At 71.6% G+C, this 14,447-nt stretch carries 15 protein-coding genes; 7 read left to right on the forward strand and 8 right to left on the reverse strand.

All coding sequences use genetic code 11. The features are described 5' to 3' along the window. Positions 1-145: 145 nt before the first annotated feature. From ACY0MJ_RS21195 to fnr, 3 genes are all read right to left on the reverse strand, one after another. Positions 146-355, reverse strand: a complete 210-nt coding sequence (locus ACY0MJ_RS21195; protein WP_462640540.1) for a CsbD family protein — start codon at positions 353-355, stop codon at positions 146-148. Between the two features lie 105 nt (positions 356-460). Further along, the gene (locus ACY0MJ_RS21200; RefSeq protein WP_462640541.1) at positions 461-817 is read right to left on the reverse strand and encodes a hypothetical protein; all 357 of its coding nucleotides are present in this window, start codon (positions 815-817) and stop codon (positions 461-463) included. A 96-nt stretch (positions 818-913) separates the two neighbouring features. Continuing rightward, positions 914-1,696 (reverse strand): fumarate/nitrate reduction transcriptional regulator Fnr, encoded by a 783-nt coding sequence (gene fnr, locus ACY0MJ_RS21205; protein ID WP_462640542.1) that lies wholly within the window; start codon positions 1,694-1,696, stop codon positions 914-916. Between the two features lie 114 nt (positions 1,697-1,810). On the opposite strand from fnr, the gene hemN reads away from it, so the two are divergent. Further along, positions 1,811-3,196, forward strand: coding sequence for an oxygen-independent coproporphyrinogen III oxidase (gene hemN / locus ACY0MJ_RS21210; protein WP_462640543.1), 1,386 nt, complete (start codon positions 1,811-1,813; stop codon positions 3,194-3,196). Positions 3,197-3,203: 7 nt separating this feature from the next. Further along, positions 3,204-3,881, forward strand: a complete 678-nt coding sequence (locus ACY0MJ_RS21215) for a sulfite exporter TauE/SafE family protein (RefSeq protein ID WP_462640544.1) — start codon at positions 3,204-3,206, stop codon at positions 3,879-3,881. A 12-nt stretch (positions 3,882-3,893) separates the two neighbouring features. Here ACY0MJ_RS21215 and ACY0MJ_RS21220 read toward each other — a convergent pair whose 3' ends face one another. Beyond that, positions 3,894-5,321: an amidase gene (locus ACY0MJ_RS21220; protein ID WP_462640545.1), complete on the reverse strand. Its 1,428-nt coding sequence runs from the start codon at positions 5,319-5,321 to the stop codon at positions 3,894-3,896. Positions 5,322-5,502: 181 nt separating this feature from the next. Here ACY0MJ_RS21220 and ACY0MJ_RS21225 point away from each other — a divergent pair, with 181 nt between their 5' ends. The 4 genes from ACY0MJ_RS21225 (at position 5,503) to murQ (ending at position 9,215) form a co-directional block, all read left to right on the forward strand. Then, positions 5,503-5,943 carry an SRPBCC family protein gene (locus tag ACY0MJ_RS21225; RefSeq protein ID WP_462640546.1) on the forward strand — a complete coding sequence of 147 codons (441 nt, stop codon included), beginning with the start codon at positions 5,503-5,505 and terminating at the stop codon, positions 5,941-5,943. 8 nt (positions 5,944-5,951) lie between these two features. Beyond that, a complete protein-coding gene (locus ACY0MJ_RS21230) occupies positions 5,952-6,674 on the forward strand; it encodes a sulfite exporter TauE/SafE family protein (RefSeq protein ID WP_462640582.1) in 723 nt (240 codons plus the stop codon). A gap of 58 nt (positions 6,675-6,732) precedes the next feature. Further along, complete coding sequence (locus ACY0MJ_RS21235) at positions 6,733-8,151, forward strand: homospermidine synthase (RefSeq protein ID WP_462640547.1); 1,419 nt, start codon at positions 6,733-6,735, stop codon at positions 8,149-8,151. A 104-nt stretch (positions 8,152-8,255) separates the two neighbouring features. Beyond that, positions 8,256-9,215, forward strand: coding sequence for an N-acetylmuramic acid 6-phosphate etherase (murQ, locus tag ACY0MJ_RS21240; protein WP_462640548.1), 960 nt, complete (start codon positions 8,256-8,258; stop codon positions 9,213-9,215). Here the strand turns inward: murQ and ACY0MJ_RS21245 are convergent. Both ACY0MJ_RS21245 and ACY0MJ_RS21250 read right to left on the reverse strand, forming a co-directional pair. Then, positions 9,204-10,241: a hydroxyacid dehydrogenase gene (locus ACY0MJ_RS21245; RefSeq protein WP_462640550.1), complete on the reverse strand. Its 1,038-nt coding sequence runs from the start codon at positions 10,239-10,241 to the stop codon at positions 9,204-9,206. The two genes, murQ and ACY0MJ_RS21245, sit on opposite strands and share 12 nt — an antisense overlap. Before the next feature lies 1 nt (position 10,242). After that, entirely contained in the window at positions 10,243-11,469 is a 1,227-nt protein-coding gene (locus ACY0MJ_RS21250) for an alpha-hydroxy acid oxidase (RefSeq protein ID WP_462640551.1), read from the reverse strand. Positions 11,470-11,513: 44 nt separating this feature from the next. On the opposite strand from ACY0MJ_RS21250, the gene ACY0MJ_RS21255 reads away from it, so the two are divergent. Continuing rightward, entirely contained in the window at positions 11,514-12,410 is an 897-nt protein-coding gene (locus ACY0MJ_RS21255; protein ID WP_462640552.1) for an NAD(P)-dependent oxidoreductase, read from the forward strand. A gap of 103 nt (positions 12,411-12,513) precedes the next feature. On the opposite strand, the gene ACY0MJ_RS21260 is transcribed toward ACY0MJ_RS21255, so the two are convergent. Together ACY0MJ_RS21260 and ACY0MJ_RS21265 are read right to left on the reverse strand one after the other, a co-directional pair. Next, positions 12,514-13,488, reverse strand: a complete 975-nt coding sequence (locus tag ACY0MJ_RS21260; RefSeq protein WP_462640553.1) for a Bug family tripartite tricarboxylate transporter substrate binding protein — start codon at positions 13,486-13,488, stop codon at positions 12,514-12,516. Between the two features lie 4 nt (positions 13,489-13,492). Then, entirely contained in the window at positions 13,493-14,407 is a 915-nt protein-coding gene (locus tag ACY0MJ_RS21265) for an alpha/beta hydrolase (RefSeq protein ID WP_462640554.1), read from the reverse strand. Positions 14,408-14,447: the final 40 nt, after the last annotated feature.

The raw sequence follows: 14,447 nt of genomic DNA on the forward strand, positions 1-14,447 counted from the left end.
GCGCTTCCCTGTGGACGTCCTTAACGAGAAAATCAATGGCGTTGCGTTGACCGGTTGAGACCACCGGGACCCAGGGCGTCCAAAGAAAATGCGCCGCAGCGCGGCGCATTCCCTGGGTCCCCGCCTCCGCGGGGATGACGAGCCGTCAGCGGCGCGTCGTCGTCGTGCGCTGCAGCTCCTCGTCGTCCGTGCGCACGCGTTCCTTCGCGTCGCCCAGGTCCTTCTGCAGCTTGCCCTTCATCTCGCGGGCGTGGCCGCGCGCCTCGGTGCTGCGGTCGCCCGTCAGCTTGCCGACCTGCTGCTTGATTTCGCCGGTGGCCTGGTTGGTCATGCCCTTCACCTGGTGCTTGTTCATGCGTGACTCCTGTAGTGCAATGAACTGCAGATGGGGACGGCACCCCCGCCGAGGCAGGCGACGAGGGCCGCGCGCTGCCGTCGTCCGGCGCCTACAGGGCTGGCGCTACTGCAGTGCCGTGCGGCGTTCGCCGTCCCACCAGGCCATCAGCGCGCGGAAGTTCCCGCCGAAGCCGCGCTTCAGCAGGGCCTCGTAGCCGAAGGAGCAGGTGGCGGCGCTGCCGAAATCCAGCAGGCTGCGGCTGGAGGCATGGCTGCAGGCGCGGAAGATCTCCTGCAGGCAGGATTGCGGCAGGGCCTCGTACTGCGCGAGCAGGCCTTCGCGGTCGCCCAGCGGATCGCCGTCCGAAGCGGGCAGCTGGCATCGCTGCGCCCCGGCCTGCGCTTCGGCTTGCGCCGGGGCCGGCAGCGAAAGCACCGCGGCGGCGGCGACCACCAGGCAGCGCAGGGCTCGTGCATCCATCCCGTTCTCCTTCGCCGGCAACCGGCTGCGGCAAGGATGGACGCGCGCCGGCGGGCGCCGCATCGGCGAAAGACGACGCGCCGGGTCGGAAGACCGCTAGAAGACGCTGCCCGGCTGCGCGAGCAGCGCGCGCAGGCGCTCCACGTCGACGATGCGCACGTGGCGCTGCACGACCTCGAGCATCCCTTCCGCCGCGAAGCGCGACAGGGTGCGGCTGACGGTCTCCAGCTTCAGCCCCAGATAGCTGCCGATCTCCTGGCGCGTCATGCGCAGCACCAGCTCCGAGCGCGAGAAGCCGCGCGCCTGCAGCCGCTGCACCAGGTTGAGCAGGAAGGCGGCGACGCGCTCCTCGGCGCGCATCGTGCCGAGCAGCAGCATCACGCCGTGCTCGCGCACGATCTCGCGGCTCATCACGCGGTGCAGGTGGTGCTGCAGCGCGCCGACCTCGCGCGAGAGCTCGCCGATGCGGTCGAAGGGCAGCACGCACACTTCCGCGTCCTCCAGCGCGATCGCGTCGCAGGTGTGGCGGTCGTTGACGATGCCGTCCAGGCCCACCATCTCGCCCGCCATCTGGAAGCCGGTCACCTGGTCGCGCCCGTCCTCGGTGGTCACGCAGGTCTTGAACACGCCGGTGCGGATCGCGTACAGCGCGTGGAAGGGCTCGCCGGTGCGGAACAGCGGCGACTTGCGCGGCACCTTGCGGCGGGTGGTGATCAGCTGGTCGATCTTCGCCAGCTCCTGCGGCGACAGGCCCACGGGCATGCACAGCTCGCGCAGGCTGCAGGCGGAGCAGGCCACCTTCATGCTGGTGGCGGCGAGCCCTTGCGCGGCGTCGTTCGCGTCATCGGGCGGCGGGTTCTCGTGGGCGTCTGGGTGCATGGTGTGGCCTCTGATCCGGATCAAATTGTCCGGGCCGGCCCGCCGGCGCGGTTGACGCAGGTCAACCGGCCCGGCCTTCGCCCGGCGCACAGTGAGGGCCTGGAGCACCCCCCGATGACCGCCCTCATTTCCCCCGACCTGCTGCGCAAGTACGACGTCCCCGGCCCGCGCTACACCTCCTATCCCACGGCGGACCGCTTCGTGGAGGCCTTCACGGAGGCCGACTACCGGCAGGCGCTCGCGCAGCGGCGCGCCGGCCCGGCGGCCATGGCGCTGCCGCTCTCGCTGTACGTGCACATCCCGTTCTGCGAATCGCTGTGCTACTACTGCGCCTGCAACAAGATCATCACGAAGCACAAGAACCGCGCGGCGAGCTACCTGCGCACCCTGGCGCGCGAGGTGGAACTGCACACCGAGGTGCTGGGCACCGGCCAGGCCGTCAGCCAGCTGCACCTGGGCGGCGGCACGCCCACCTTCCTGTCCGACGAGGAGCTGGGCGAGCTGATGGCGATGCTGCGCCGCCATTTCGCCGTCGCGCCGGGCGCCGAGTGCTCGATCGAGATCGACCCGCGCACCGTCGACGCGCAGCGCCTGCAGGCGCTGGCCGACCTCGGCTTCAACCGCCTGAGCTTCGGCGTGCAGGACTTCGACCCGGACGTGCAGAAGGCGGTGCACCGCGTACAGCCCTACGAGCAGGTCGCCGCCCTGATGGCCGACGCGCGCCGCATCGGCTTCGACTCCATCAACGTGGACCTGATCTACGGCCTGCCCAAGCAGACGCCCGAGTCCTTCGCGCGCACGCTGTCGCAGGTGGCCACGCTGCGGCCGGACCGCATCGCGCTCTACGGCTACGCGCACCTGCCGGAGCGCTTCAAGCCGCAGCGGCGCATCGCCACGGCCGAACTGCCGCAGGGCGGCGAGAAGATCGCCATGCTGTCGCAGGCGCTCGCCGCCTTCCTGAGCGCCGGCTACGTCTACATCGGCATGGACCACTTCGCGCTGCCGGGCGACGCGCTCGCCGTGGCCAAGCGCCAGGGCCGGCTGCACCGCAACTTCCAGGGCTACAGCACGCAGCCGGACTGCGACCTGATCGGCCTGGGCGTCTCCGCGATCGGCAAGGTGGGCGCCACCTACAGCCAGAACGCCAAGACGCTGGAGGAGTACTGCGACCACGTCGAGCACGGGCGGCTGCCCGTCAACCGCGGTCTCGCGCTCTCGCGCGACGACCTGGCGCGCCGCGCCGTGATCATGGCGCTGATGTGCCAGGGGCAGGTGGTGTTCGAATCGATCGAGGCCGCCTGGCTGCTGGACTTCCGCGGCTACTTCGCCGCCGAGATGCAGCAGATGAAGGAGCTGCAGGAGCAGGGCATGGTGATCGTGGACGACACCGGCATCCAGGTGACGGCGCAGGGCTGGTTCTTCGTGCGCGGCGTCGCGATGCTGTTCGACAAGTACCTGCAGGCCGACCGCAACCGCGCGCGCTTCTCGCGCATCATCTGAACGCGCCATGTCGCTGACGCTGGCCGGCACGGCCTTCCTCATGGGGCTCGCCGGCGGGCCCCACTGCCTCGCCATGTGCGGCGCCGCCTGCGGCGGCGTGGTGCGCGGCGCGGGCGTGCGGCCCGCGCGCGGCATGTGGACCTTCCAGGGCGGGCGGCTGCTCGGCTACGCAGTCGCCGGCGCGGTCGTCGCGGGATTCGCGCAAGGCCTGTCCGCGCTGTCGGCGCACGCGGCGGTGCTGCGGCCGCTGTGGACGCTGTTCCATGTCGCGGTGCTGCTGTGGGGATTGATGCTGCTGGCACAGGCGCGCCAGCCCGCCTGGGTCGAAGCCGCGGGCCGCGGCGTGTGGGCGCGCGTGCGCCCGCTGGCGCAAAGGCGCGGCGGCCTGCTCGCCACCGGCGCGCTGTGGGCCTTCATGCCTTGCGGGCTGCTGTATTCCGCGCTGCTGGTGGCTTCGCTCTCGGGCGGGCCGCTGCAGGGCGCGGCGAGCATGGCGCTGTTCGCGGTCGGCAGCGGACTGTCGCTGGGCCTCGGCCCCGCCGCATGGGAACGCCTGCAGCAATGGGGCAACCGCTGGCGCGGCGACCGCGGCACGCGCCTCGCCGGCCTGCTGCTCGCCGCGACGGCGGCCTGGGCGCTGTGGATGGACCTGGCGCAGCGGGTCGCGGAGTGGTGCAGGGTGTAGTCGGGTTTTCCGCTAGCCGGCCGGCGTGCCGCGCGGATCGATCGGCGTGGCCGGCGCGACGGCGAGGACCTGTTCCAGCCAGGCGCCGATCTGCAGCAGGCGCGCCTCGCCGCGCGCGGGGCCGATCACCTGCAGCCCGACCGGCAGGCCTTCGCTCGTGAAGCCGCAGGGCAGGGCGAGCACGGGGCAGCCGGTCACCGAAATCGCGCAGGTGCTCACCAGCCAGCCCAGGTAGCCTTCCAGCGGCACGCCGTTGAGGCTCTCCAGGTAGCGCTGCTCCACCCGGATCGCCGGCGTCATCGCGGTCGGGCACACCAGCACCTCGTGGCGCGCGAAGAAGGCCGCCATGCGGCGCACGATGTCGCCCTGCGCGACCTCGGCGCGGGCGATGTCGGAGGCGCCGAGGCCCAGCCCGAATTCTGCATTGCGGATCACTTCGGGCTTGAGCCGCTCGCGGTGCTGCTCCAGGAAGGGCCCCATGTTGGCCACGAAGGCCGCGCCGCGCAGCGTCCGGAAGGTGCGGTCGGCCTCCAGCAGGTCCGGGTGCGTTTCCTCCACCGGGCAGCCGGCCGCCGCGATGCGCTTCGCCGCGTCGGCGCACACGCGCGCCACCTCGGGGTCCAGCGCCGGGAAGATGCCCAGGTCCAGGCTGAAGGCGAGCGAGCGCGGCGGCTCGGGCCGCGCGGCGGCCTGCAGGAAGGAACCCGCAACCACCGGCGCCGACAGCGGATCGTCGGGATGCGCGCCGGCTTCGCACTCGAGAATCAGCGCGCAGTCGGCCACGCTGCGCGCCATGGGCCCCTCCACGTTCAGCGGCGAATACGGCTGCTTCTGGATGCGCGGCACGAGGCCGGCCGTGGGCCGCAGGCCCACCAGCGAGCAGAAGCTCGAAGGCAGGCGGATGCTGCCGCCGAAGTCGTTGCCCGTGCCCAGCCACACCTGGCCCGACGCGAGCGCGGCGGCCGTGCCGCCGGAGGAGCCGCCCGGCGTGCGCTGCACGTTCCAGGGATTGCGCGTGACGCCGAACAGCTCGTTGAAGGTGTTGCCGCCGGCCGCGAACTCCGGGATGTTGGACTTGCCCATCACCAGCGCGCCCGCCGCCTCCAGCCGCTGCACCACGATGTCGGAGCGCGGCGAGACCTGCCCGGCCAGGATGGGCGAACCCATGGTGCAGCGCACGCCCTCGACGTGCACGTTGTCCTTCACGGCGATCGGCAGGCCGTGCAGGAAGTGCGGCGGCCGCTCGCGGCGGCCTTCCGCCATCAGGCGCCGCGCCTGCTCGCGCGCACGGTCCAGGCACAGGATGGGCATCGCGTTGAGCACGGGGTCGGTTTCGGCGATGCGCGCCGCGGCCGCATCGACCATCTCGAGCGGCGAGACCTCGCGCTGCCGCAGCAGCGCGACGGCCTGGGTGGCGCTCAGCCGGCAGAGTTCGTTCATGGCGGGTGGGTGGTCGTTCCCGCGGCGCCAGCCGCCGCGGTGGGAGTGCATCTTCGGCGCATTTGCATGGCTTTCCGGCCGCCGCACCTCAGGGTTTCCCCGTGCGCCGCCTTGTCGATTTCCGCCATAGTGCTTCGTCGTCCGTGCAGAGGGCCGTCCTCTGCTTCCAGGAAACGCCACCATGTCCACCGTCCGCCTCCACCGCGTGCTGCGCGCCCCCGCCGAGCGCATCTACCGCGCCTTCATCGAACCCGACGCCATGGCCCGCTGGCTGCCGCCCAACGGCTTCACCGGCAAGGTCGACCGCATGGACGCCGAGGTCGGCGGCCGCTGGCGCATGTCCTTCACCAACTTCGGCAGCGGCCACAGCCACCATTTCGGCGGCACCTACCTGGAGCTGGAGAAGAACCACCGGCTGCGCTACACCTCGGCCTTCGACGATCCCCACCTGCCCGGCGAGATGCAGACCACCGTGACGCTCACGCCCGTCGCGGTCGGCACCGAGATGCACGTGGTGCAGGAAGGCATCCCGGAGCTGATCCCCGTCGAGGCCTGCTACCTCGGCTGGCAGGAGTCGCTCGCCCACCTGGCGCGGCTCGTGGAACCGGAGATCCCCGACTGAGCCCCGGCCTGGAGTTCCTGTTCGTCCTGGGCGCCGGGCTCTTCGCCGGCACCATCGGCGGCATCGTGGGCACCGGCTCCTCGCTGGTGCTCATGCCGCTGCTGGTGGCGATGTTCGGCCCGCGCGAGGCGGTGCCGATCATGGCCGTGGCCGCGATCATGGGCAACCTCGGGCGCGTGCTCGCCTGGCGTCGCGATATCGATTGGCGCGCCTGCGGCGCCTACTGTTCCACGGCGGTGCCCGGCGCGATGCTCGGCGCGCGGCTGCTGCTCACCATCCCGCCCGGCGTGGCCGAGCTCGCGCTGGGCGTGTTCTTCCTGTCGCTGATCCCCGTGCGGCGCTGGCTCGCCCACCGGTCCTTCCGGCTCACGGCCACGCACCTCGCGCTGCTGGGCGCGCCGATCGGGCTGCTCACGGGCCTCGTGGTGTCCACCGGCCCGATCACCGTCCCGCTGTTCACGTTCTACGGGCTGGAGCGCGGCGCCTTCCTCGGCACCGAGGCCGCGGGCTCGATCGGCGTGTACGTCGCCAAGGTCGCGACCTTCCAGGCCTTCGGCGCCCTGCCGCTGGAGGTCGTGCTGCAAGGCCTGCTGGTCGGGCTGACGCTGATGGCCGGCTCCTTCGTCGGTCGCTTCGTCGTGCTCGCGCTCTCGCCCGGCGCCTACCGCTCGCTCATCGACGGGCTGATGCTCTGCTCGGGCGTGTCGCTGCTGTGGGTGGCGGTACGCTGAGCGCGCCCCCCGGCGGCGCGCGCCTGCGTTACGCTCGCCGCGATTCGTCGGGGAGCACATGGAGCGAGCGCGCAAACTCGGGAACTTCGCTGGCCGGCTCGTGCTGCTGGGCTTCGGGAGCATCGGCCAGGCCGTGCTGCCCGTGCTGTTCGCCGAGCTGGGCATCCCGCCCGCGCAGGTGCGCATCGTCAAGCCGGGCGAGGACGCCAGCGGCATCGCGGCGGCGCTGGGCGTGCAGCTCCTGCCCCACGCGCTCACCGAATCGAACTACCGCGAACTGCTGGAGCCGCTGCTGGGCCCGGGCGACTTCCTGCTGAACCTGTCGGTCGACGTCTCCAGCCTCGCGCTCATCGCGTTCTGCCGCGAGCGCGGCGCGTTCTACCTCGACGCCGACAACGAACCCTGGCCCGGCCGCTACCAGGATGCGCAGCTGCCGCCGACGCAGCGCTCCAACCACGCGCTGCGCGAGGAGGTGCTGGCCTTCGGCCGCGACCATCCGCGCGGGCCCACGGCCTGCATCACGCAGGGCGCCAACCCGGGGCTCGTCAACTCGCTGCTGAAGGTGGCGCTGCTGCGGATGGCTTCCGACCTGCGCCTGCCCGTGCAGGAGCCCGCGACCCGTGCGGACTGGGCGGCGCTCGCGCGCGACCTGCAGGTGAAGGTGGTGCACGTCGCCGAGCGCGACACGCAGGTGCCCGCCCGCCGGCGGCAGCGCGGCGAATTCGTCAACACCTGGTCGGTCGAGGCCTTCGTGGCCGAGGGCCTGCAGCCGGCGGAACTCGGATGGGGAACGCACGAGTGGCACTGGCCGGCCGACGGCCTGCGCCACGGCTACGGCAGCGATGCCGCGATCCTGCTGGACCGCCCCGGCTTCGCCACCCGCGTGCGCAGCTGGACGCCGCTGGAAGGGCCCTACCACGGCTTCCTGGTCACCCATGCGGAAGCGATCTCGCTGGCCGACTACCTGACGGTGCGGGAAGGCCGGCAGGCCGTGTACCGGCCGACCGTGCACTATGCCTACCATCCCTGCGACGACGCCGTGGCCTCGCTGCACGAGCTGGCGGGACGCAACTGGGCGCTGCAGCCGCGGCACAGGATCATCCGCGACGAGATCACCGAAGGGCGCGACGAGCTGGGCGTGCTGGTGATGGGCCATCCGCGCGGCGCCTACTGGTACGGATCGCGCCTCGACATCGCGCAGGCGCGCGCGCTCGCGCCGTACAACAACGCGACCTCGCTGCAGGTGGTGGCGGGCATCCTCGGCGCGATGACCTGGGCCTTGCGGCATCCGGAGCGCGGCATCGTCGAGCCGGACGAGATCGACTACCGCGTCGTGATGGACGCGGCCGCGCCGTACCTGGGCGAACTGGTGGGCGTATGGAGCGACTGGACGCCCCTGCAGGACCGCAGCCGGCTGTTCCCCGAGCCGGCCGATCCGGACGATCCCTGGCAGTTCCTGAACTTCCGGGTGACCTAGGCTGGCTCTTCGGCCTGGATACCACAAACGATTCCACGGCCTTCCTACAGGGATGGCCCCGCGGCGGCGCGAGCATGGGATCGCCTCTACCATGGGACATCCACATGCCTGAAGTGAAGCTGGAGCGAGATCCCGGAGCCATGGACGCGCGCAAGCCGCCCACCCCCACGCCCAAGCCGCTCGACACGCGGCTGACGGAGCAGCGCAACCCGCGCAGCATGCGGGTGGACCGCATGTCGGCGCTGGAGATCGTGGACCTCATCAACGCGGAGGACCGCCTGGTCGCCGCCGCCGTGAGCGACGAGCGCCTGCGCATCGCGCGCGCGATCGAACTGGTGGTGGAATGCCTGCGCCAGGGCGGCCGTCTCATCTACGTGGGCGCCGGCACCTCCGGCCGCCTGGGCGTGCTCGACGCGTCCGAGATGCCGCCGACCTACCGCACCGACCCCGACATCGTGCAGGGCGTGATCGCCGGCGGCCACGAGGCGCTGCTGCGCGCGCAGGAAGGCGCCGAGGACCATCCGGAAGACGGCGCGGCGGCGATGGACGAGCGCGGCGTCGGCCCGAACGACTTCGTGCTGGGCATCGCCGCCTCGGGCACCACGCCCTTCGTGCACGGCGCGCTGAAGCGCGCGCGCGAGCGCGGCGCCCGCACCGGGTTCCTGCTGTGCACCTGGCCGTCGGAGGAACTGCTGCAGGCGCACGACGTGGTGATCGCGCCGCTGGTGGGCCCTGAGGTCATCACCGGCTCCACGCGCATGAAGGCCGGCACCGCGACCAAGATGGTGCTCAACATGATCAGCACCGCCGCGATGGTGCAGACCGGCAAGGTCTACGGCAACCTGATGGTGGACCTGCAGGTCACCTGCCAGAAGCTGCAGGACCGCGGCGAACGCATCCTGATGGACACGCTGGGCGTGCCGCGGGAGGAAGCGGTGCGGCTGCTGGAAGCGGCTGGCGGCCACGTGAAGACCGCGATCGCGATGCAGCGGCTGGGCGTGGATGCGGAGGAAGCACGGCGCCGGCTGGAGCAGGTGGGCGGGGCGATCGGCTCACTTCGATGAGAAGACGCGCGCGAACCGGGCTTCGTACGCCGGCCACACTTCGGGATTGACCAGCCGCGGCGGCCGCCCGCCCGACAGCAGCAGAGCGACTTGGTCCGCCGCCATCTGCGCGACGTTGCGGCGCGCCTCGTGCGTGACGCCGGCGATGTGGAAGCTGGCGAACACGTTGTCCATGGCCAGCAGCGGGTGGTCCAGCGGCGGCGGTTCGCGGTCCCACACGTCCACGCCGGCGCCGGCGAGGTGGCCGGAACGCAGCGCGGCCACGAGCGCCTGCTCGTCGTGCACGCCGCCGCGCGCCGTGGTGATGAAAAGCGCACCCTTCTTCATGCGCGCGAAGGCCTGCGCGTCGATCATGCCCAGCGTGCCGGCGTCGCGCGGGCAGTGCAGCGAGACGATGTCGGCCTGCGCCAGCAGATCGTCCAGGGTGACCGCGCGGGCGCCCCGGCGCGCGATCTCTTCCGGCGCCAGCAGGGGATCGCAGGCGATCACCTCCAACCCGAAGGCGCGGGCGAGCGCCGCCACCCGCGTGCCGACGTTGCCGATGCCGACGATGCCCAGCGTCTTGCCGCGGATCTCGTGGCCCATGATCTGCTCGCGCGTGAAGCCGGTCTCGCGGCGCATGCGGCGGTCGCACTCGATCATGCGGCGCGACAGGGCCAGCATCATGGCCAGCGCGTGCTCGGCCACCGAATCGGCGTTGCCGCCGGCCTGGTTCACCACCGCGATGCCGGCGGCGGTGCAGGCGGCCACGTCGACGGTGTCGTAGCCGGCGCCGCTGGAGGACACGCACAGCAGCCGGGGGCAGCGCTCCAGCAGGCCGGCCGTCGCGAACCATTCGCGCGGCAGGTCGTCCTTGGCGGCGGAGATCTGGTACACGTGCGCCGCCGCCAGCAGGTCCCACGCCGCGGCCGGCGCGCCGCGCGCGGCGAACACGGCCAGCGACACGTCGCGCTCCCGTGCGAGCCGGGCTTCGAAGACGGGGTCGATCCAGTAGTCCGAGCGGACGACGCGTTTTGGTGGCGGCATGTCAGTGGGCGGATGAGGTGGGAAGGAGATGGCTCGCATCGAGCTCGCCGAGCGTGTTGACGCCCAGCATCGCCATGTCGCGCGAAACCTCCTCGCGCAGCAGGGCGATGCCCCGGCGCACGCCGGCTTCGCCGGCGACCGAGGCCGCGTAGTTGAAGGGGCGGCCGATGAAGACGAACTTCGCGCCGAGCGCGAGCGCCTTCAGCACGTCGGTGCCGCGGCGGAAGCCGCTGTCCACCATGACGGGAACCTCGGGGCAGGCCGCCACGATGCCGGGCAACACGCGCAGCGGCGGCACCGTGCCATCGAGCTGCCGGCCGCCGTGGTTGGAGACGATGATGCCGTCGGCGCCGCAGTCGACCGCCAGGCGCGCGTCCCGCACGTCGAGGATGCCCTTCACCACGAGCTGCCCCGGCCACATCCGCCGGATCATGCGCAGGTGCTCCCAGTTCAGGTGCCCGCGGTCGGAGAAGTCGCGCAGCACGCTGGGCGAGAGGATGGGCGCGCCGCGCCGCGCGTAGTTGTTCTCGAAGTGCGGCATGCCGTGCCGCGCGATCGTCTTCAGGAAGGTCCCGAACAGCCAGCGCGGGTGCGTGATGCCCTCCCAGGCGAGGCGCATGCTCGGGCGCAGCGGCGTGGAGAAGCCGGCGCGGATGTTGTTCTCGCGGTTGGAAGCGATCGAGGCGTCCACCGTCACCACCAGCGTGCGGTAGCCCGCGGCCTTCACGCGTTCGATCAAGGCCACCATCTCGGTCTCGGCGCCGGGCAGGTAGGCCTGGAACCAGGCGTCGGGATTCGCTGCCACGATCTCCTCCAGCCGGATCAGCGAGGAGCCGCTCATGATCATGGGCACGTTCTCCGCGGCGGCCGCCTGCGTGAGCACCAGGTCGCCGCGGTAGGCGGACAGCGCGCAGATGCCCATGGGCGCCAGCCCGAAGGGCGCGGAGTAGCGCTTGCCGAGCAGCGTGGTGGCCGTGGTCCGCCGCGACATGTCCACCAGCACGCGCGTGACGAACTCGTAGTTCTCGAAGGAGCGCGCGTTGGCGCGCAGCGACTGGTTGCGTTCGACCGCGCCGGAGATGTAGGCGAACACGGGGCCGGGCAGGTGCCTGCGCGCCGCGCGCTCGAAGTCGTCGAGGCACAGGATGTGGCCCAGGCGCGCGGGCAGGGCCGCGGCGGGGGCGGGGGCGGCGGCGGGCGCCGCGGGCAGGGAGGATTCGTACTGCATCAGCCGATAATTATCGGGCGCATCCGGCGCGATCCTGGAGGACCATGGCCAAGGCATTCGGCAAGGACGACACGGTGGGCTTCATCGGCCTGGGCGTGATGGGGCACGGCATGGCGCAATGCCTGGTGCGCGCGGGCTGGAAGCTGCAGGTCTTCGCGCGGCGCGACGACGCGGCGCGGCCGCTCGTGCAGGCGGGGGCGCAGCGCGCGGCGACGCCGGCGGAGCTCGGGCGGGCTTGCAGGCTCGTGTTCCTGTGTCTCTCCGATGATGCGGCGGTGGAGGACGTGCTGTTCGGCCCGCAGGGGCTGGCGCAGTCCCTCGCGGCCGGCAGCTGCGTGGTGGACACGAGCACCATCGCGGCGGATTCGGCGCGCGCGTTCGCGCAGCGGCTGGCGCCGCGTGGCGTGGACTTCCTCGACGCGCCCATCAGCGGCGGCCAGCAGGGCGCCGAAAGCGGCACGCTCGCCTGCATGGTCGGCGGCCCCGCCGAGGCGCTGGCCGCCTGCCGAGAGGCCATGCAGGCCTTCTGCAAGACCATCACCCACGTGGGCGCCACCGGCGCCGGCCAGACGGTGAAGGCCTGCAACCAGGTGGCCATCGCGGGCGCGCTGCTGGGCGTCGCCGACGCGATCGCGCTGGCCCGTTCGCAAGGCGTGGATCCGCGGGTGATGCGGGAGGTGCTGCTGGGTGGGACGGCGCGCAGCCTCGTGCTGGAGCGGCACGGGCAGCGCATCATCGAGGGCGATTACGTACCGGGTTTCCGCGCGCGCCTGATGCGCAAGGACCTGCGGATCGCGCTGCGGACGGCGGCGGCCGGAGGCGCGCAGCTGCAAGCCGCGCCCCTCGCGCAGCAGCTGCTCGACGAACTCTGCGAGAGCGGCCAGGGCGAGGAGGACTGGGCCGCCATGGGGCGGCTGGCGCAGGAGAGGGGTAGGGGTTGAGGGCTTGCCCCTCACCCCAACCCTCTCCCCAGAGGGGAGAGGGAGCCGGTGTTCTCCCTCTCCCGCTGGCGGGAGAGGGCCGGGGTGAGGGTGGTGGAGGTGGCTATTCGATCCTGATCCCCGCGTCCTTCACCACCTTGCCCCACCGCGCCATTTCCTGCGCCATGTAGGCGCTCATCTCCTCGGGCGTCGAAGGCGTCGGCTCCACGCCCGCGTCGAGCAAGGTCTTGCGCGTGTCCGGCTGCGCCATGAGCTTCGCGATCTCGGCATTCAAGCGCCGCACGATTTCCGGCGGCGTTCCCGCCGGCGCCAGCAGCGCCAGCCACACCGACGCGTCGTAGCCCGGCACGCCCGCTTCCTGCATCGTCGGCACGTCCGGCAGTTGCGGCGCGCGCCGCGCGGTCGTCACCGCCAGCGCCTTCAGCCGACCCTGCGGCACCTGCGCCAGCGCGTTGGGCATGCCCGCGAAGCTGCTCTCGACGACGCCGGCCACCAGGTCCGTCGCGGCCCCCGAGCTGCCCTTGTAGGGCACATGCTTGAGCGGCGCGCCCGTCATCGCGGCGAACAGGCCGCCCATGAGGTGCTGCGAGCTGCCGTTGCCCGAGGACGCATAGTGGATCGACTCGGGATGCGCCTTCGCCAGCGCGATGAACTCCTGCACGTTCTTCGCCTGCACCTTGGGGTGCACGAGCAGCACGTAGGGCGAGTCCACCAGCTTGCCGACCACGGTGAAGCTCTTGATGGGGTCGTAGGGCAGGTGCTTGTAGATCCACGGGCTGATCACGTGCGTGGTGGACACCATCAGCAGCGTGTAGCCGTCGGGCGGCGCCTTGGCGACGATGTCGCTGCCGATCGTCGAGCCCGCGCCCGGCTTGTTCTCGATCACGAACTGCTGCCCCATCGCCTCCGACAGCTTCTGCCCGAGGATGCGCGCCGTCACGTCGGTGAAGCCGCCGGGCGCGAACGGCACCACCAGCTTCACGGGCCGCGACGGGTACGGCGCATTGTCGGCCGCGCCTGCCGTGCCGGCCACCGCCAGCAGGAAACCCAGGACGATGGACGGGACGGGCTGGCGCATGGGATCACCCCCTGTAGACCGGGTCGGGCAAGGTGAAGAACGCATGGAGGATCGCGTAGACCATCATGTAGTTCTTCTGCTGGAAGCTCGCGTGCGAGATGCCTTCCATCACGCTGAACTGCTTGTTCATGTGCGGGATGCGCCGGAAGAACGCGAGCAGGTCCTCCAGGCTGGCGATGCCGTCGTATTCGCCGCGCATGACGAGCGTCGGCGCGCGCACGAGCGCCGGGTCCACCAGCGGCAGCTTCGAGCACATGTCCACGTAGGTGCCCGTGGGCATGGACGAGTCGAGCGTCAGGATCGCGTCGGCGAAGGCCTCGATGGTCGCCTCGTCCGCCGTGCCCGGGTGGTCGCGGTTGAAGATGCTGTGGACGAAGGCGCGGTCGATGGGGCGGCGGTTCTTCGCCTGGAACTCCGCCAGCTTCTTGCGCCGCTGCTCCAGCGTGGGGCTGCCTTCGCCGGTCCACACGAACGCGTCCAGCGCCAGCTTGGCCACGCGCTCGGGATAGCGCTGCGCGAACAGCGCGGCCTTCAGCGCGCCGGAGGAGATGCCGTACAGCATCAGCTTGCCGGCGCCCGTCTGCTGCTGGATGTAGGCGCTGCCGGCGGCCAGGTCGTCGGCGCCGGTGCTGATGTCGGAGTTGATGTCGCGATGCTTGTCCGAGCGGCCGTAGCCCTCGTTGTCCATCGTCCAGCAGTCGAAGCCCCTGGCCGCGAACCAGTCCATCGCCGACGAGAACGGCCGGCCCGGCACGTGCAGGTCGAAGGTCGGCTGCGAGGCCATCGAGGACCCGTGCACGAACAGGATGGTTCCCGCGGGCGGGACGCCGGCGGCGGCCCTCTTGTGCCAGAGGAACAGGCGGACGTCGCCCTTGCGCGTCCAGTGTTCCTCGCCTCCCGTCCACTTCACTTCCGCCATCGCGTCCGCCTCCTGTCTGGGGTGCCGCGCGATTCTGCAA

The organism is Ramlibacter sp. bp-362, from assembly GCF_054956735.1.

Coding starts and splice junctions, on each gene's coding strand:
- ACY0MJ_RS21195 (WP_462640540.1), bottom strand. CDS start 355: ATGAACAAGCACCAGGTGAAGGGCATGACCAACCAGGCCACCGGCGAA.
- ACY0MJ_RS21200 (WP_462640541.1), bottom strand. CDS start 817: ATGGATGCACGAGCCCTGCGCTGCCTGGTGGTCGCCGCCGCCGCGGTG.
- fnr (WP_462640542.1), bottom strand. CDS start 1,696: ATGCACCCAGACGCCCACGAGAACCCGCCGCCCGATGACGCGAACGAC.
- hemN (WP_462640543.1), top strand. CDS start 1,811: ATGACCGCCCTCATTTCCCCCGACCTGCTGCGCAAGTACGACGTCCCC.
- ACY0MJ_RS21215 (WP_462640544.1), top strand. CDS start 3,204: ATGTCGCTGACGCTGGCCGGCACGGCCTTCCTCATGGGGCTCGCCGGC.
- ACY0MJ_RS21220 (WP_462640545.1), bottom strand. CDS start 5,321: ATGAACGAACTCTGCCGGCTGAGCGCCACCCAGGCCGTCGCGCTGCTG.
- ACY0MJ_RS21225 (WP_462640546.1), top strand. CDS start 5,503: ATGTCCACCGTCCGCCTCCACCGCGTGCTGCGCGCCCCCGCCGAGCGC.
- ACY0MJ_RS21235 (WP_462640547.1), top strand. CDS start 6,733: ATGGAGCGAGCGCGCAAACTCGGGAACTTCGCTGGCCGGCTCGTGCTG.
- murQ (WP_462640548.1), top strand. CDS start 8,256: ATGCCTGAAGTGAAGCTGGAGCGAGATCCCGGAGCCATGGACGCGCGC.
- ACY0MJ_RS21245 (WP_462640550.1), bottom strand. CDS start 10,241: ATGCCGCCACCAAAACGCGTCGTCCGCTCGGACTACTGGATCGACCCC.
- ACY0MJ_RS21250 (WP_462640551.1), bottom strand. CDS start 11,469: ATGCAGTACGAATCCTCCCTGCCCGCGGCGCCCGCCGCCGCCCCCGCC.
- ACY0MJ_RS21255 (WP_462640552.1), top strand. CDS start 11,514: ATGGCCAAGGCATTCGGCAAGGACGACACGGTGGGCTTCATCGGCCTG.
- ACY0MJ_RS21260 (WP_462640553.1), bottom strand. CDS start 13,488: ATGCGCCAGCCCGTCCCGTCCATCGTCCTGGGTTTCCTGCTGGCGGTG.
- ACY0MJ_RS21265 (WP_462640554.1), bottom strand. CDS start 14,407: ATGGCGGAAGTGAAGTGGACGGGAGGCGAGGAACACTGGACGCGCAAG.